This window comes from Bacteroidota bacterium, from assembly GCA_017303975.1.
GTDB lineage: Bacteria > Bacteroidota > Bacteroidia > JAFLBG01 > JAFLBG01 > JAFLBG01.
In genome coordinates this window covers 16818-34186 of record JAFLBG010000001.1, presented here as the reverse complement: position 1 = coordinate 34186, position 17369 = coordinate 16818, and the positions used below count along the sequence as shown (strand labels likewise).

At 36.5% G+C, this 17369-nt stretch carries 15 protein-coding genes; 6 read left to right on the top strand and 9 right to left on the bottom strand.

Annotation, left to right across the window (positions count from 1 at the left end; all coding sequences use genetic code 11):
* The first annotated feature begins 281 nt into the window (after positions 1-281).
* Both J0M08_00175 and J0M08_00170 read left to right on the top strand, forming a co-directional pair.
* On the top strand, positions 282-1421 hold the full coding sequence (locus J0M08_00175) for a class I tRNA ligase family protein (GenBank protein ID MBN8701459.1): 1140 nt from the start codon (positions 282-284) through the stop codon (positions 1419-1421).
* A gap of 50 nt (positions 1422-1471) precedes the next feature.
* Positions 1472-2290, top strand: coding sequence for a DUF3108 domain-containing protein (locus tag J0M08_00170; GenBank protein MBN8701458.1), 819 nt, complete (start codon positions 1472-1474; stop codon positions 2288-2290).
* Between the two features lie 30 nt (positions 2291-2320).
* Here the strand turns inward: J0M08_00170 and purQ are convergent, their stop codons facing one another.
* From purQ to J0M08_00155, 3 genes are read right to left on the bottom strand one after another with little or no spacing between them, the layout of a single operon-like run.
* Positions 2321-3025: a phosphoribosylformylglycinamidine synthase subunit PurQ gene (gene purQ, locus J0M08_00165; protein ID MBN8701457.1), complete on the bottom strand. Its 705-nt coding sequence runs from the start codon at positions 3023-3025 to the stop codon at positions 2321-2323.
* 40 nt (positions 3026-3065) lie between these two features.
* On the bottom strand, positions 3066-4262 hold the full coding sequence (locus J0M08_00160; protein MBN8701456.1) for a beta-lactamase family protein: 1197 nt from the start codon (positions 4260-4262) through the stop codon (positions 3066-3068).
* Positions 4263-4265: 3 nt separating this feature from the next.
* Complete coding sequence (locus tag J0M08_00155) at positions 4266-5234, bottom strand: hypothetical protein (protein ID MBN8701455.1); 969 nt, start codon at positions 5232-5234, stop codon at positions 4266-4268.
* 54 nt (positions 5235-5288) lie between these two features.
* On the opposite strand from J0M08_00155, the gene J0M08_00150 reads away from it, so the two are divergent.
* A complete protein-coding gene (locus tag J0M08_00150) occupies positions 5289-5468 on the top strand; it encodes a hypothetical protein (protein ID MBN8701454.1) in 180 nt (59 codons plus the stop codon).
* Positions 5469-5509: 41 nt separating this feature from the next.
* Here J0M08_00150 and lepA read toward each other — a convergent pair whose 3' ends face one another.
* Entirely contained in the window at positions 5510-7300 is a 1791-nt protein-coding gene (gene lepA / locus J0M08_00145) for an elongation factor 4 (GenBank protein ID MBN8701453.1), read from the bottom strand.
* A 295-nt stretch (positions 7301-7595) separates the two neighbouring features.
* Between lepA and J0M08_00140 the strand changes: the two genes are divergently transcribed.
* The gene (locus J0M08_00140) at positions 7596-8180 is read left to right on the top strand and encodes a hypothetical protein (GenBank protein MBN8701452.1); all 585 of its coding nucleotides are present in this window, start codon (positions 7596-7598) and stop codon (positions 8178-8180) included.
* A 141-nt stretch (positions 8181-8321) separates the two neighbouring features.
* Here J0M08_00140 and J0M08_00135 read toward each other — a convergent pair whose 3' ends face one another.
* Positions 8322-9488: a hypothetical protein gene (locus J0M08_00135; protein ID MBN8701451.1), complete on the bottom strand. Its 1167-nt coding sequence runs from the start codon at positions 9486-9488 to the stop codon at positions 8322-8324.
* Positions 9489-9645: 157 nt separating this feature from the next.
* On the opposite strand from J0M08_00135, the gene mnmG reads away from it, so the two are divergent.
* Positions 9646-11511 (top strand): tRNA uridine-5-carboxymethylaminomethyl(34) synthesis enzyme MnmG, encoded by a 1866-nt coding sequence (gene mnmG / locus J0M08_00130; GenBank protein MBN8701450.1) that lies wholly within the window; start codon positions 9646-9648, stop codon positions 11509-11511.
* A gap of 13 nt (positions 11512-11524) precedes the next feature.
* Positions 11525-12151, top strand: a complete 627-nt coding sequence (locus J0M08_00125) for a hypothetical protein (protein MBN8701449.1) — start codon at positions 11525-11527, stop codon at positions 12149-12151.
* 16 nt (positions 12152-12167) lie between these two features.
* On the opposite strand, the gene purE is transcribed toward J0M08_00125, so the two are convergent.
* From purE to J0M08_00105, 4 genes are all read right to left on the bottom strand, one after another.
* Positions 12168-12662 carry a 5-(carboxyamino)imidazole ribonucleotide mutase gene (gene purE, locus J0M08_00120; protein MBN8701448.1) on the bottom strand — a complete coding sequence of 165 codons (495 nt, stop codon included), beginning with the start codon at positions 12660-12662 and terminating at the stop codon, positions 12168-12170.
* A gap of 78 nt (positions 12663-12740) precedes the next feature.
* The gene (locus tag J0M08_00115) at positions 12741-13898 is read right to left on the bottom strand and encodes a 5-(carboxyamino)imidazole ribonucleotide synthase (protein ID MBN8701447.1); all 1158 of its coding nucleotides are present in this window, start codon (positions 13896-13898) and stop codon (positions 12741-12743) included.
* A 29-nt stretch (positions 13899-13927) separates the two neighbouring features.
* On the bottom strand, positions 13928-14656 hold the full coding sequence (locus tag J0M08_00110; GenBank protein MBN8701446.1) for a sulfite exporter TauE/SafE family protein: 729 nt from the start codon (positions 14654-14656) through the stop codon (positions 13928-13930).
* A gap of 34 nt (positions 14657-14690) precedes the next feature.
* The gene (locus tag J0M08_00105) at positions 14691-17369 is read right to left on the bottom strand and encodes an alkaline phosphatase family protein (protein ID MBN8701445.1); all 2679 of its coding nucleotides are present in this window, start codon (positions 17367-17369) and stop codon (positions 14691-14693) included.

The window sequence follows — 17369 nt, the reverse complement described above, 5'->3', positions numbered from 1 at the left end:
ATGGGGAGGATTTAGGAGGGGCCGCTTTTCCTTTGGAAACTACCACTATGCCCGGTTGGGCTGGAAGTAGCTGGTATTACTTGCGTTACATGGATGCAAAAAATCCAAATGAGTTTGTATCTAAAGAAGCTGCTGATTATTGGCAAAATGTAGATTTGTACATTGGCGGTGCAGAGCACGCTACAGGGCATTTGCTCTATGTGCGTTTCTGGACAAAGTTTTTAGCCGACTTAGGTTATATCAATATTCAAGAACCCGCTAAAAAGTTGATTAATCAAGGGATGATACAGGGGGTGAGTGCGTTTGTGTATGGTTTTTCAACAGGTCTTACCATGCCATTTCTTGATAATTTAGATGTGAATGGTATGCCAAATGCTCAAAAGTACATTGTCCCAAAATCATCGTATGATAATTTCAACAAAGGTTTAAAAGATCAATTAATCGAGTCAATACAAAGAAATGAGTTGGAAAGACAAAAACAACTAGGATTTAATAGCATTACGTTAGCAGAAAAGATGCAAAGTGTTCATCCTGTTCATGTAGATATTAGTCTTGTCGATCCAATTTCTAACGAGCTAGACGTTCAGGGATTTAAAAATAGTGAAAGATATAAATCACTATTAATTGATGAAATTTTTTGTGAAGAGGATGGAAAATACATTTGTGGACGAGAGTCAGAAAAAATGTCCAAATCCAAATACAATGTTGTAAATCCAGATGATATTGTTCGTGACTACAGCGCAGACACACTACGCTTGTATGAAATGTTTTTGGGTCCATTGGAGCAACATAAACCGTGGAATACCAATGGTATTACAGGCGTGCACGGCTTCTTAAAAAAATTGTGGAGACTATATCATTCCCTCCCGGGGGAGGGTCAGGGAGGGGTTGGAGCTTTCAATGTAAGCAACGATGCCCCTACAAAAGAGGAATTAAAGGCGTTACACAAAACCATTAAAAAAGTAGTTGATGATATTGAGCGTTTTTCGTTCAATACCTCGGTAAGCAATTTTATGATTTGTGTAAATGAATTAACCGACTTAAAATGCAACAAAAAAGCTATTTTGGAGCCTTTGGCTATTATCATTGCTCCGTATGCACCGCATATAGCCGAAATGCTATGGGCTAAATTACAGTATGGCGAAAGCTTTGATATTAACGCTATTCCGCATGGGTATAAAAGCATTGTAAATGCTCAATTTCCCGAATTTAAGGAGGAATACTTAGTTGAAAGTTCTTTCAAATACCCGGTTTCCATCAACGGAAAAACAAAATTTTTCCATGAATTAGATTTGGCATTAAGCAAGGAAGATGTTGAAAAAGAGGTGCTTGCGCTTGAACAAACGCAAAAAATTCTAGAAGGAAAAGCACCTAAAAAAATTATAGTGGTACCGAACAAAATTGTCAACATTGTCGTATAAGTAGGTATTGGCACATCATTTGCATGTGTATTGATATGAAGATGGTAACTATGAAAAAAATAATTCTACTTGCGTGCATTGCGCTTATAGGTTTTGCTTTTTCAAAGCGAAACGAGGTTGTGGTGGTTGATACAGCAGGAAAAAAGGTAGAGTTCCGTAAAATGGAGGTAAACTCTTTTAAAAAAGGAGAAGTGCTTACATACCATTTGCGCTATGGTTTTATGGATGCAGGCGAAGCAGTACTTGAAATAAAAGACGAAACAAAAACATTTGGTTCTCGAAAGGCTTTACACGTTGTTGGAACGGGCAATTCAAAAGGTACCTTCGATTGGTTTTTTAAAGTGCGCGATAGATACGAAAGTTATATTGACGAAGAGGCTCTTTTTCCATGGTTGTTTGTAAGACGAATAAAGGAGGGCGGATATACCGATAGCCAAGATTATTTTTTCAATCATTACAAGAATAAAGTTGATGTAGGTGGTGGAAAAACATTCGATATTCCTACTAACACACAAGACATGATTTCTGCTTTTTACGAAGCACGTTGCATGGATTTTACAAATGCCAAGTATGGCGATATTTTTGAGGCCTCTACCTGTTTTGTAGACAACGAAGTGTATCCGCTAAAAATAAAATACGTTGGAAAAGAAACGATAAAAATAGGAATTGGCAAATTCAATTGTTTAAAATTTCGTCCTGTAATTCAGAAGGGACGGGTATTTAAGCACGAAGAAGATTTAACAGTGTGGATTACGGACGATAAAAATCACATACCTGTAAGGGCAGAAGCCGAAATTTTAGTGGGTTCTATAAAAATGGATTTAGTTTCGTATTCCGGTTTAGCCAATCCAATAGCAAAGGCTAATTAATGGTTTTTACGAATCGGTAGGATACGATAATTATACCGAAGCCTTTACTAACAGCTCTTTTAACATAGACTCAAATAACAAGGAACCATCTGTATTTCCAAGGTTTTTGTCTGCGGCTCTTTCCGGGTGTGGCATCATACCAAATACATTTTTGCCCGCATTGCAAACACCTGCAATGTTTTCAATAGCACCGTTAGGATTTGACGCGGTTGTTATTTCGCCATTCTCGTTGCAGTATCTAAAAAGCACTTGCCCGTTGGTGTTTAGTTGTTTTAGTGTTTCGGCATCTGCATAATAATTTCCTTCTCCGTGTGCAATAGGTATTTTAAGTGCCTTGTGTTGAGGTATGTGTTTGGTAAGCAGAGTGCCTGTTGTTTCGGATTTTATAAATACATTTTTGCAAATAAATTTTCTCTCTGCATTGTGCATCAATGCACCCGGAACCAAACCCGCTTCGCACAATATTTGAAAACCATTGCAAACGCCCATTAAATATCCGCCCTTGTTAGCAAACTCCGTTACCTTTTCCATGATAGGCGAAAAACGGGCAATTGCGCCAGAGCGCAAATAATCTCCGTACGAAAATCCACCGGGAAGTACAATAAAATCGGTGTTTTGTAAGTCTGTGTCTTTATGCCACAATTCAACAACATCTTGTCCCATTATTTTTTTCAACACATAAATCATGTCTTGATCACAATTAGAACCGGGAAAAATAACTACTCCAAAACGCATAGTAAAAAATTTAGTTTGTACTAATTTAGTTATTATGTGGTTAATTATAATCTATCCTATACTTTTTGGGAATTTTTTTCTTTTTAAACCAGTATTTGGGAGGATTGAAGAGCTTAAGTGCGTTTAAGCGTTTGTAATCGTTTTTTAATAGGCATTCTATAAAACGGGAAACATATAGTTTAGTATTCCCCTTTTCCATATTCATAAAAATTAGTATCGTATAATCATTTTTAGCACAGTGTTTATACTGTGTTGTATAAGATAAATAATTTCCCATATGATAAATTAGCGAATCGTGCTTGTTAGAAAAAAGTTCCCACCCAAGACCATATTTTGTATTTAAGATTTTATCATCAATAACACTTGTTGTAATCATTTCTTGCAAGGTTTTTAGTCGAATTAGTTTTTCCGAAAACAATGCAATATCAAACATATTCATGTCTTCAATAGAAGCACAAATCATATTGCTTCCATTTACATCATCGCCTTTGCACGTTTTTGTCATATCTGGTCGTGCAAAATTTGTTAGTGTATCGTCCATTCTTCCATTGTAAATAAAAGTGTTATGCATACCAGACGGTTTAAAAACATTGTTTTCCATAAATGTTTCAAACTTAATGTGAGTAATGCGAGTAATAATTATAGGTAATAAGCTATAGGCAATGTTACTATACATAAATTTTTCGCCCGGTGTATTAAATAGTTTTGGTTTGCAGGTTGCCAAATACCGTAAATTAAACTCATTTGTTTGGTAGTAAGGTTGGTCCTTTTTGGGAATAGTGTCTAAATATTTTTTTTCAAAAAGCTTGAATTCGCGATTGCCTTTCAAGTTTTCAGGATAGTTAATACCCGAGGTGTGCTGTAATAGATGTCGTATCGTAATGCCCTTATAGTGGGTCAATTCGGGTAGGTATTTCGTGATATCATCACTCAGGACTAATTTTCCTTCGTCTCTTAAAAGCATGATAGCAATAGCTGTAAAAGGTTTTGATATGGATGCTATATGAAAACGGGTATTCGAATCAATAGTATCCTTTTTGTTATAGTCGGCCCATCCATAACCTTTTTTATATATAACCTTTTCTTTTTCCCTAATCAACACTGCTCCATTAAACTGGTTAGAGTAATATAATTTTTTTAATAGCGAATCTATTTTTTCTGTTTTTGTTTTTTGTGCGTATGTTCCTATTGAACAAATAAATATAAAAAACAGAACACCTTGTTGTTTTACCAACATACACTAAAATTTACACACAATAATAACGGCTAACAGCAAAAAGAAGAACAATTCAGAAAAAAACGGTCGTCTAATCACATACAAATACCGCCCAATAAATACCGACAGTGGAATTGCACACTGTGCAAGCATTTCATACCCAATTTCCCTCGAAAACAACACACCAATTAGGTTTACAAAAAGCAAAACCAAAAGCACCTGAAGTACCTTTTGCGATTTTAGTTTGGGTGTTACTCCTCCTGTAAAGTAATTAAAAAGAGAAAAAATAAGAATAGCCAAAAGGGTATATATTACAGGCATTTCCTTACTTGTAAAGTTTAAAACAAACGGCTCGTAAATAATATTGTAAAGCATTTTATCGTAAATAAGATAATCAATTCGGTCAATCCAAAAGAAATACACACCCAAAAATAAATACGGTATAATGAAGCCGATAACGGGGATAACCCATTCTTGCCAATTAAACGGGCGGATAATGGCAATAGAAATCCAAACAAACAATACCAATGTAACACTAGAAAAATCAAACAATGTGGCAATGCCGAACAGCAAAGACGAATCAAAAACAGAAGAGAGGGCAGAGGTTTGTCTGTAGCCGGATAAAAGCCTTTGAAGCCCCAACACAATTATAATGTTTGAAAAATGAAATGCGTTAGGTTTTAACAAGCCGGGTAAAGAGCAGCAGATAAGCAAATAAATTAAACCCACAACATAGTTTGGTCTGCCTAATAACTCGTAATCATTGCAAAGTCGGTTTAATAAGAGGCTGCTTCCTAAAATAAGTAATAAAGAGAAGGCGCTTACCGCTATGGAGGCTTTGTTATACGAAAATGCTATTGTTTCGAACAACGGCATTTCGTGTTTTACGATTATAGAAGTACTATTTAAAAACCCCGAAAACCAAAGTAATACACCCAAAACACAAATGATTATTGTTGCAAAAGGGGTGTTGTTTCTAAAAAAATTGATCACGGTGGTTTATTTAATTAAATACAAAAAAGTGTATATTAGTACAAAATAAGAACTATGACAGAATTTTTCTACGGAATAGGAGAACTTTTTGAAGCTTCTTTTAAAATAATCGAAAAATTGGGCGATGGTCCTAATGTATTATTTATCGTAATTTGTTTTGCAGCCCTTATATTGTGGGTTAGAAGAATAAACATCTACAACAAAGAAGCAGAGAAAAACGGTACGCTTAAATAAGAAATAAGATTTAAGCTTCAATATTTAAGAAGCCATTATCATTAATCATTCAGCTTCAACACCGCCATAAATGCGCTTTGTGGAATTTCTACACTTCCAACTTGGCGCATACGTTTTTTACCCTCTTTCTGTTTTTCTAATAATTTACGTTTACGCGAAATATCTCCACCATAACATTTTGCAGTTACATCTTTACGTAAAGCAGATATAGTTTCTCTCGATATAATTTTAGCACCAATAGCAGCCTGTATGGCTATTTGGAACTGTTGACGAGGAATTAATTCTTTCAGTTTTTCACAAATCTTTTTTCCGAATGTATAGGAGTTTTGTCTGTGTATCAATGCTGACAAGGCATCCACCTGGTCACCATTAATTAAGATATCTAGTTTAACCAAGTCCGATGTTCTGTAATCCAATGGCTGATAGTCAAACGAAGCATACCCACGAGAAACAGTTTTTAATCTATCGTAAAAATCAAATACAATTTCGCCCAATGGCATTTCAAATATAAGTTCTACACGGTCGGTGGTTAAGTAGGTTTGGTTCATTATAACACCGCGCTTTTCTAAACACAACGAAATAATTTGTCCTATATAATCGGACTTCGTAATAATAGTAGATTTTATGTAAGGTTCTTCAACCCTATCAAGCGTACTGAAATCAGGCAAATCAGACGGATTATTTACAGCCATCTCAATTCCCTTGGTAGTAAAGGCTTTGTACGATACGTTTGGAACCGTTGTAATAACAGTCATATTAAACTCGCGCTCCAATCGCTCTTGAATAATCTCCATGTGCAACATACCCAAGAAGCCACATCTAAAGCCAAAACCAAGTGCAGCCGAAGATTCCGGTTCATAGGTAATGGAAGCATCGTTTAATTTTAACTTATCCATGGATGCGCGCAACTCCTCGTAATCCTCAGTATCTACCGGATAAATACCAGCAAATACCATTGGTTTAACCTCTGCAAATCCTTCAATAGCTTTTTCGCAAGGATTTGCAACAGAAGTAATCGTATCACCCACTTTTACGTCTTTTGCTTCTTTTATACCGGAAATAATATACCCGACATTACCCGCACTTATTTGGTCGTGAGGCTCCATTTGAAGTCGAAGTACACCTATCTCATCAGCTCCGTACTGTGTGTCGGTGTTCATGAACTTTACTATTTCGTTTTTCTTCATGGTGCCATTTACAATCTTGTAATAGGCAATAATACCACGGAATGAATTGTAAACAGAATCGAATATTAAGGCTTGAAGAGGGGCTTTAGGATCTCCTTTAGGTGCTGGAATCCTCTCTACGATAGCAGCAAGGATATCATACACACCAAGACCCGTTTTGCCGCTAGCGCCAATTATTTCTTCGCGCTTGCATCCCAACAAATCTACAATTTGGTCTTTCACAACTTCGGGCTCTGCGCTAGGCAAATCTATTTTATTTAAAACAGGAATTATTTCTAAATCATTGCCTAGAGCTAGATACAGGTTAGATATCGTTTGTGCTTGTATCCCTTGTGCTGCATCTACAATAAGCAAAGCGCCTTCGCAGGCAGCAATAGAACGAGAAACCTCGTAAGAAAAATCTACGTGCCCCGGAGTATCAATCAAATTAAGTACATATTTTTTACCATTCAACTCATAATCCATTTGAATAGCATGGCTTTTAATGGTAATACCGCGCTCACGCTCCAAATCCATATCATCTAACACTTGAGCCTGCATGTCACGCTTAGACACGGTTTTAGTGTATTCTAACAAACGATCGGCCAACGTGCTTTTTCCGTGGTCGATATGAGCAATAATGCAAAAATTTCTAATGTTTTCCATAGCTGTGCAAAAGTAAGGAATTATAAGATAGGTTGAGTTGTTTAAAAATCGAACGTTTTCGTTAATTCTGTGAATGCATTCACAATTTTTACATGAATTTCATGAATCCATTCAACAAATTAACGTTTTTTGACGGTAGGATATAAAAATTCGTGATTACAATATAAAAATTACATATAAAAAAGTGATTTGAAGATCTTAATTATAGGTGTTTAAATAGAAGTGGATATTCAAATCAGCCCTCAAAAATATATTTCCCCAAACACTTGTTTTGTTGCACTCTACCCGTGTATCTTTGCGCCTGAAAAAAACAATAGCGATAAAAAAAATATTTTTAACATTAATCTCTCTGCTATTTATTGCCAATGTATTTGCTGGTGGTAAATTAAAGTATGATAAAGAAACGGGCATTGTTTCTAACGAAACCGGAAGCTTGTTTAAAGTATCAAAATTAAAAAGCAAGACGCTTTATGGTTGCGAGGATTATTACATTCAAAATTTAGAGGGTAAAGATTTAATTTTTGTTAAAACCCGTGAATACAGCGACCCAAATGAAGGAAAATCGGCAAACACCAATGGAAATGTGCTATATAGAGAGATTACATTTTTAAACACAAATTCGATCACAGAAGTTTCCTATTATTTTATGAAAAGCATTAAAAATATAGAGTTTGTATATGAAGACAAGCTGATAGCAGATGGAGATTTGGATAACAATGCTGTTGAGCGTTTTATAAGACAAAATGGAATGCCGCATACCAAGCGCCAAAACGAAATAAATAACAGAAACGATGTAATTATTATAAACAATACTGCGCCCGCTGCTCCACAGCCTAAAAACGGAGTGAATATTAATTTAAACGGAACAATACCTAGATAATAGATAATTAAGGGTAAAGGCATTCTTACAAATTTGGAATCCGATTCCAAATTTTTCCATGTTTTTTAGGACGTTTGTTGTCACTACAAAATAGACGCTCTAAATTTATTTTCTCACTTATATGTGTATTTTATAATCTACCTAATACACACACACCTTTTCTGTATAAATATTTCCTTGTTCATCCTCTACAAAAAGATGATACAACCCTTGTGATAAAAAGCCTTGTAGCTGCTGCACAGTAGTTGATGGCAAGCTTATGCGTGTTCCCAAGGACGATTGCAGCCAAGCAGATTTAATGTTTTTTCCATAAGGTAATGCAAATTCAAAATCACCATTAGTAGGATTTGGCATCATTGGGAGTCTTGAAAAGGCTCGCTCTTTTATTATACCATTTTGTGAACCGTTTGAAACAATGCAAAAATCAATAGTTCCTCCTGTTATGTTGGTAGCGGGATATATTTTGGCATAATAGGTTTGCCCTACTGTTAAAGAAATAGAGGCTGCTGCCACATCTAGTTGCCCATACATAGACGATGATAAATACGCACAAACCGATTGTTGCGCAACGTTTGTAGTAAACAAAGAGCAAGGTTGTGTATAAATCTGATATCGTATGGCCGAAGCCGCTTGCCCGGTACCATTGCTAAACACAAAGTTTGCAGTATTGCTTGTGGCTGTAAATTTAATCCAAACATCTCCCGGATTAACACCTACCATACTGGTGCAACTGCCATAAAATCCGGAGAGGCTAGAGCCACTCATGTTTATTGTTGTAGGAATACATGTTGCTGTGTTGCTATAAATGGTAATTGGTGTGGCGTTGATGCACTCGTCATTTTGTGCTGTAGCGTTGTTTACAAAAGAAAAAATAGAAAAGTCAAATGTTCCCACCAAGTTTGCACCATTGTAGTACAATTGCAGAAAATAAGTTTGTCCCACAGTTAGTCCATTGAATTTAGCACTATCGTTTCCACAATATGCGTCTAGTAGAGATGAGCACGTGTTGGTATATAAGGCAAAACCAATTTTGTTGTTTAAACTTTTGTTGCTAAAAGTCATCGCAATGTGCGCAGAGGGCGCAGTAAACTGATACCAAACATCTTTTATCGATGAACTCATAAATTGACTACAATCAGGACTTACCCCTGAGTTTGTCGCAGAAAAAGTGCTAACAGCAATAGGTGCGCTACTGGCTTGATTGGCAGCCACTGTTACTGTTATTGCTCCGGAACAATTATCATTAACGGGTTGTGCGTTTGCACTAATAGTTAGTAGTGATAATAAGACAAAAAATAAATTTTTCATTAAGTTGTGGAGGTTTCTGTGTTGTGGTTAAATAGGTAAATAATCTATGTTAATATAGTACAAATTAGAAAACGAATCAATTTTGGCTATTCTTGCTTTGGGGTTTATATAAAACATCTTTTGCAAAACCCTATTTCTGCCGTATCTTTGCAACGTTATGTTTAAAGAATACGATGTAATTGTGGTTGGTGCCGGTCATGCCGGATGTGAGGCTGCTGCTGCTGCTGCTAATATGGGGTCTAAGACTCTTTTGGTAACTATGAACATGCAGACTATTGCACAAATGAGCTGCAATCCTGCCATGGGAGGTATTGCCAAAGGTCAGATTGTTAGAGAGATTGACGCGTTGGGCGGCTATTCGGGTATTGTAAGCGATAGAAGTGCGATACAGTTTCGTATGCTCAATCGCTCCAAAGGTCCCGCTATGTGGAGCCCTCGTACACAGAACGATAGAATGCGCTTTGCTGAAGAGTGGAGGCTCATGCTGGAGAGAACTCCCAATGTAGATTTCTTTCAGGATATGGTGAAAGGCTTGATAGTAGAGGAGGGGAGATGTTGTGGTATTGTAACGGGCATGGGTATTGAAATACGCGCAAAGTCTGTTGTTCTTACAAATGGAACATTTTTAAATGGTATAATACATATTGGCGAAAAACAATTTGGTGGTGGAAGAACAGGAGAGAAGGCCTCTACAGGAATTACAGAACAGTTGGTTCAGCTTGGCTTTGAGGGAGGACGAATGAAAACAGGCACACCGCCTCGTATTGATGGTCGTTCGTTAGATTACTCTAAAATGGAGGAACAAAAGGGAGATGAAGAGCCATGTAAGTTTTCCTATTCCGATGAAACACAACCATTAAAAGAACAACGAAGCTGCCATATAACCTACACCAATAGCGCAACACACGAATTATTAAAGACTGGATTTGAAAAGTCACCCATGTTTCAGGGACGTATCAAGGGGTTGGGGCCACGCTATTGTCCTAGTATCGAAGATAAAATAACTCGTTTTGCTGAACGTGACAGGCATCAAATATTTGTAGAGCCGGAGGGCTGGAATACCATCGAAATATATGTAAATGGATTTTCTACTTCGTTGCCCGAAGATGTCCAATACAAAGCACTTACAACTATACCCGGTTTTGAAAACGTAAAAGTTTTTCGTCCCGGATATGCAATTGAATACGATTATTTTCCACCGCAACAATTAAAGCTTACACTTGAAACTAAACAAATAGAAAACCTCTATTTTGCAGGACAAATAAATGGAACCACAGGATATGAAGAGGCTGCTTGCCAAGGCTTAATGGCTGGTATTAATGCGCATTTAAAAGTACACGGTCGCGATCCTTTTATATTGCAACGTTCTGAGGCCTATATAGGAGTTTTAATCGATGATTTGGTTACCAAAGGTACCGATGAACCCTATCGCATGTTTACATCTCGTGCCGAGTATCGTATTTTGTTAAGGCAAGATAATGCCGATGCACGCCTCACTCCCAGAGCGTTTGAATTGGGATTAGTAAAAAAGGAACGCTTAGATAAAGTGTTGGCAAAGCAAAAGCAAGCACAAGAAATTGTAAAATATTTTAAAACAGAAAGTGTCGACCCTTCTGAGATAAATCCGGCACTAGAGGCTGTTGGTTCTGTTCTGCTAACTCAAAAAGTAAAAATGTTTGGTGTGTTGGCTCGACCATTTGTAACACTACTTGATTTTGCATTATACAACGAACGTGTTAAAAATTACATTTCTCAATATTCTCTAGAAACGCTAGAGCAAGCAGAAATACTAATGAAATACGAAGGCTATATTTCTAAAGAAAACGAAACTGCCGATAAAATGAAGCGCTTGGAGAATATCCGACTACATGAAGATTTTGATTACACACAACTCAGTTCTTTGTCAACAGAAGCAAAACAAAAACTTTCTAAAATTAAACCTGGCACTATTGGTCAAGCATCACGCATAAGTGGTGTAAGTCCTTCGGATATATCTGTTTTGTTGATATATATGGGTAGATAAATTAAACTTTCGCATGAATTGGAAAAATAGCTTATTTTATTTTTTGGCTTTCGTTTTCATGTCAATTATCTATTCGTGTAAACCTCAACTAACAAGTCAAGTAGCTGATTTCGATTCTTTTTTTATAACACATGATACTACTCCAATTCGCGTAACACACATTCAGAAAGAGGATTTTGGCAAGTATAAGGAATTAGATTCTTTTGCAATAAAGAGGTTCAATTTGCAAGTCCTTCCAAACTTTCCCAATGTAGAGTACTATAGCAATAAATCGTTGCAACCTCTAGCTATTGGAAAATTTCAAATTTCAAATAAATATACCGGTTATCTCATAGGCTTGCCACATGAATACAATTGGATGAATATTGTTCTTAAGCTATATGATACAGAAAAAATGTTGGTTTCAGATTCTTCGTATTGGGTTGGTGCATACTTTGGAGATGGAGGAGCCGAGTATTTTTTAGAAAGTAAAATTGAATTTAGTAAAAACGCTGAAGTGAAAATAAAAATACTTGAATCATCAACCTATTTAGATCCGGTAGCAGAAGAAGATTCTTTGAAAAAAATTGAACTGTCAGAGCATGAAATAATTTTTCAAGATGAAAAATTCATTTTAAGAAAAGGCTCGGTTACAAAATAGTATTTTAGTAACACCTTTATTTCCCTTTTTTCATTTTTTCGGCCTTTTCCAAAACAGTCTTGGTTTGCTTATTAATAAAGGCTTCTAGTTTTTTTGAAATTGTTTTGTCGTTTAATGCCAAAATACGAATGGCTGTTAACCCCGCATTTTTCGCACCGTTTATAGCCATGGTTGCAACAGGCACTCCCGGAGGCATTTGAGCGATAGAGTAAAGTGAATCGATTCCTGATAAATATTTTGACTGAACGGGAACACCAATAACAGGTAGCTTCGTAATAGATGCAACCATCCCCGGTAAATGAGCAGCACCACCGGCTCCCGCTATTATTATTTTTATTCCGCTTTTTTCAGCGTTTTCGGCAAACTCATACATGCGTTTAGGCGTGCGGTGTGCAGATACAATAGTCATTTCAAAAGCAACTCCAAATTCAGTTAGAATGCTTGCGGCCTCTTGCATTACCGGCAAATCAGAATCAGACCCCATTATTATTGCTACTTGTGCGTTTTTCATAAATAGTGCTTGTTTGTTATATTCTATAATTACAACTAGGTTATGCTGAGCGGTGTCGAAGCATATCACTTAGTACAATTACTTTTTTACAATTTTAAAATTATTTTTCACAAAGGCTATCTTTTCTTTTACTTCATCCATCGTATTTCCCAATACTGTAATGTGTCCCAACTTTCGATTAGGCTTACTAATGGACTTATTATACATATGTACAAAAATATTTTCCTTTGTACTAATTTCTTTTTCTCCACTTGTAATATATTCTCCGGTAAAGTTTAATGGGCCAACAATGTTTAGAATAGCACTTGTATAGTTCAATTCTACCGGCTTTATCTTTTCACCCAATAAAATTCGGATTAATTGTTCGTATTGAGATATGTTGCAGGCTTCAATAGTGTGGTGTTGTGAGTTGTGTGGTCGCGAAGCAATTTCATTTATAAAAACATCTTCGGTGTGTGTTAGGAAAAGTTCAATGGCGAATAATCCTGGACTTTCTATTGATTTCGCAAGTTTGTCAATAATACTGTTTATTTTTTCTTGAACGGAATTGCTAATATGTGCAGGACAAAAAAGATAATCTAACAAATTAGCTTTTTCATCAAAATACATTTCAACAACAGGGTAGATAGTATAATTTCCATATTGATCTTTTGCAAGCATCACTGCAAGTTCTTTCTCAAAAGGGATACACTCTTCAATTAATAATTGACTTCCTCCTACAGGATTCGAATTTACTTTTTCTATTTCTTCCTTTGTTCCAATCCAAACACCTTTACCATCGTATCCTCCAGTATCCGACTTAACAACAACTTTCGTAGAATTTATTTTGTTTAATTTGTTTTTTAATTCGTTCCAGTTTTCTGCAACAACAAATGGTGCGGTAGGCAAATCATTTCTAAACAGAAACTCTTTTTGTTTTACCTTATTTTGCATTATCCGCAATACACTTGGTGTTGGAATAATCTTTTTCCCTTGCTTCTCGAACTCCTCTATGGCGCTTGCATTGGTGTGTTCTGTTTCGTAGGTTATTATATTTGATATGGTTGCTAGCTTTTCTAGCGCAGATGTATCATATAAACTTCCTTGAATAAAGGAAGCCGAAATTCCCTTACAGGGAGCATCATTCGAGTCATCTAAGAAGTTTAATTTTTCGCTCAGTTTTTCGGCAGCTTGAGCAAGCATCAATCCTAATTGACCTCCACCAATTACACCTATTTTGGGTTTGTTTGTTGCCACAGCTAAAGGTAAAAATTGTTATGTATATTTTAGATTTTCTGAATCACAAAAGAATAGATATTCACAATACCAACACAAAGTATAAGCACCAAGACAATTTTTTTAAACTGTTCTGCATTTATTTTTTTTAGTATTAGTTTTCCCAAATAGCTTCCAACAAAGGCCACACAAATCAGTACCAATAAAGAGGTAAGAGAAAAATTAGAGAATGACGTTTGACTTTTATACACAAAAAAGCGCGACAGATCTATTGAAAAATCAATAGCAGCAGAGGTTGTAACAAAAATAGATTTCTCGAGATTAAACGCAGCCAACATAATTCCTCGTATAGCACCGCCCGTGCCAAGCAGTCCCGCAAAAAATCCGGAAACAGAGCCTGCTATAATACAATTAGTCGAACTTGTTTTTAGCACAATGTTTTTCTTTACCAAAAGCACCACCGAGAACACAATCAAAAATATTCCCAAATACAGGTTGGCACTTATGTTTGTAAGGTGTTTGGAGAAATAGGCCGCAGGCAAAACAAACAACACACTCGGAATGCCAATCAACAAAATAGTTTTCCAACTAAAGTGTTTATGAAACAAAATTAATTTACTGGTATTGCTTATTATATGTATAGTTGCCGTAAGCAATAATACCTCTTGAAATGGGTAGAAATAGGAAGCTAAGGGCACCAGTAGCATAGACGAACCGAAACCACCAACAGTTCCAACTATCTCAGCCAACAAGAGTAAAACAACAAATAAAATATCCATAAAAAGCTATTGTTTCTCTTGCGTATAAATCTTTTTAATCAACCACAGCTTTGTTTCTATACAAGGTGCCATCTACCGACCGTTTCATTTTTTCTATATCCAAATCCACACCCAAGAAAGATACTATATTTTCAGACTGTTCTAGTGGATTATTTACGACATCAGTGTAATTCAACTCCATATAAGAAACATTTGGATTTGCCTTCATCCACGTAAACGATTGCTCTACGTATTTTTGATACGCCTGTTGCAGCACAACCGGAAAATCTTTAGGATTTTTTCCTAACATTATTTGTTGCGATGTAAGTATTTCATTTATATCTCTGCGAATAAAAATTATTTTATAATTAAAATTACCCGGCAGCAACTGAATTAGTGGGCTTACCACTTTTACGCATTTATCTTTGGCTTCTACTACCCAATCTTTGTCCTTGTTTAAAGATTTTACTTTTTCGTATTCAAAATATCCTTTTGGATTGTTGGAATCGTTTTGTCGTAAATTATCGGTTAATATTGGCATTCCACCCGCATGCAACATTTGCATTAACATCGATGTTCCAGAGCGCGGCAGTCCGGATACCACATACACGGTGCCTTTTATTTTATCTTTTATAAATGCTTGGTGTTGCTCAACTAACGCAGGATTTATCTTGTTTTCCGAATAAATTTTAATTAACCACTCGTGTGCTTTTTTCATTCCAGGGCTTTGCGAAAGTGCCGTGTTAAAAGCATCAACAGCTCTTTCGTATTCTCCTAGTTTGTATAATGCTTCACCAAGATAGTAGTGAGCCGATGTAAGTTCGTGTTGCAATCCAACAGCATCTAATGCAGCATTAGCAGCATCTTCAAGCATTTCCATTTTTAGGTATGCAATTGCCAATCCCAATTTAGCCATCGGACTATCTGAATCAATTTTCAATGCCATTTCAAAAGCTCGCTGTGCATCGCTCCAACGCTTTATTTTACTATATACTTGACCAATTTTAATATGAAAGTGTGGTAGATGTAATGAAACTCCCTCTGCTTTTTTCAAACACTCTAGTGCTTTTCTCGGTTTGTTTTCTTTTAGCAATATAGAGCCTTCCAGTAAATCTAATTGTGGTAATTTGTTTTTCGAGTCTTTTCTAAGATGTTCTATTATTTCTCTTGTTTCGCTAGTGTTTCCGGTGTGTTCTAGACAGGCCGCAAAGCGCAAAGCAAAATGGTTTTTTTCCGGAAACTGTTGATACAACTCTTTAAGAATAGTAAGAGCTGAATCGTATTTTTGAAATTGGATATAACTACATGCCAACGAAAACTGCGTTTCTGCATTCATGTTTTCTAAGTTCTTTCTGTCGTCATCTTCTAGTGGTGATACATAGCCCAATTCTATTAGTTGATTCAGCGCTTCTGTTGAAGCCCATGGATCAACAATCTTATCCGTTGGGTGCATTCCGCTCGCGCCATCTACCTTTTCCCAACTGTCTATGTATTTAATTGTTTGTTTTTCCGTAAACGCCTGTGTTAGCACTTTTCCCTCCATATCTTTTCCTACTTCTAAATCAAATAATTGAAGTATAGTAGGTGTAATATCAATTATAGAGGAACCGTAAATTCTCTCGTCTTTGTTTATTCCCGGACCGCTGATACACAATACCCCAAATGGTCTGTGTTCTAGTGCTGGTGCCGCAAAGTGTTCCGGTAGCCAAGTTGGGCGCATGTGGTTGTTGTAAAATCCGTGGTCCGACAAAAGTATTATTGTGGCGTCTTCTCCCGCTAATTTTACAAGCCTTTCCAGCATCATATCGTGGTAACGATACATGCTTGATACCACATCATTGTATAGATTAAAGTAATCATCTGGCAATCCAGGCAGTTGTGGAGGATGAAATTTAATAAACGAATGACAGGTGTGGTCTAACGTATCTAAGTAAACAGCTAAAAAATCCCATTCTTCATTTTCCATTATCCATGTAGCGGCTGCGTGGTAAGAAGAAGAGCGAGCTATTTCTTTTGCCAATATCTGAATGCTTTTTTCTTTTTCTTGATCTACTTTTGCTGCATCCGGAATGAATGGCAAAATATGTGCATCGGTAAGCTCTTGCGGGTGTATTCTAAACTCAGAAAAAATAGAATTTAACGTTTCTGGATAAATAACTTCGTTAGGTAATTTCCATGGAGTATCTATGTTCTCACTAAACTCGGTATATTTGTTAGAAACGCAAATTCCATTAATAGGCTCAGCAGGGTAGCTAGGCCACCAACCAACGGTATGTGTTTTGTAACCCTTTTGCGAAAGGATATTCCAGATTGCTTTTACTTTTCTAGATGTAGATGTTACTGGTCTAATTTTTCCGGTTGTTGGATCGGGCTCTACAAAGCCCAATATACCATGTTTATAAGGTGCCATTCCGGTTGCAATAGAAGACCACAACATAGGAGATAGCGGAGGGTCTAGTGTTGCAATATTCCCCATAACACCTTTATTCACTAATGATTCCAAGGTTGGCATCAAACCCTTATCCATCAACGGATTTATAATTTGCCAGTCAGCAGAATCCCAACCAACAACCAAAACTTTACGCTTTTTTTTGTCTGATTTTTTTTCTTTGTCAGGTTCAATAATAGGCGTCTTTCCGTTTCTTACTTCTCGCCAAGCTTTTAATCCTTTTGCGCCCAGAGCTAGTAACCCAAGCGAACCTTCTTTGGGTATTGTATAGTTTGGTGAACTCAT

What these genes read in the sequence shown, in the direction of transcription:
- J0M08_00150 (MBN8701454.1), top strand. Translation starts at nt 5,289, where the DNA reads ATGACAGAATTTTTCTACGGAATAGGAGAACTTTTTGAAGCTTCTTTT.
- purQ (MBN8701457.1), bottom strand. Translation starts at nt 3,025, where the DNA reads ATGCGTTTTGGAGTAGTTATTTTTCCCGGTTCTAATTGTGATCAAGAC.
- J0M08_00160 (MBN8701456.1), bottom strand. Translation starts at nt 4,262, where the DNA reads ATGTTGGTAAAACAACAAGGTGTTCTGTTTTTTATATTTATTTGTTCA.
- J0M08_00125 (MBN8701449.1), top strand. Translation starts at nt 11,525, where the DNA reads ATGAATTGGAAAAATAGCTTATTTTATTTTTTGGCTTTCGTTTTCATG.
- J0M08_00105 (MBN8701445.1), bottom strand. Translation starts at nt 17,369, where the DNA reads ATGAGTTCACCAAACTATACAATACCCAAAGAAGGTTCGCTTGGGTTA.
- J0M08_00110 (MBN8701446.1), bottom strand. Translation starts at nt 14,656, where the DNA reads ATGGATATTTTATTTGTTGTTTTACTCTTGTTGGCTGAGATAGTTGGA.
- lepA (MBN8701453.1), bottom strand. Translation starts at nt 7,300, where the DNA reads ATGGAAAACATTAGAAATTTTTGCATTATTGCTCATATCGACCACGGA.
- mnmG (MBN8701450.1), top strand. Translation starts at nt 9,646, where the DNA reads ATGTTTAAAGAATACGATGTAATTGTGGTTGGTGCCGGTCATGCCGGA.
- J0M08_00135 (MBN8701451.1), bottom strand. Translation starts at nt 9,488, where the DNA reads ATGAAAAATTTATTTTTTGTCTTATTATCACTACTAACTATTAGTGCA.
- J0M08_00170 (MBN8701458.1), top strand. Translation starts at nt 1,472, where the DNA reads ATGAAAAAAATAATTCTACTTGCGTGCATTGCGCTTATAGGTTTTGCT.
- J0M08_00175 (MBN8701459.1), top strand. Translation starts at nt 282, where the DNA reads ATGATACAGGGGGTGAGTGCGTTTGTGTATGGTTTTTCAACAGGTCTT.
- purE (MBN8701448.1), bottom strand. Translation starts at nt 12,662, where the DNA reads ATGAAAAACGCACAAGTAGCAATAATAATGGGGTCTGATTCTGATTTG.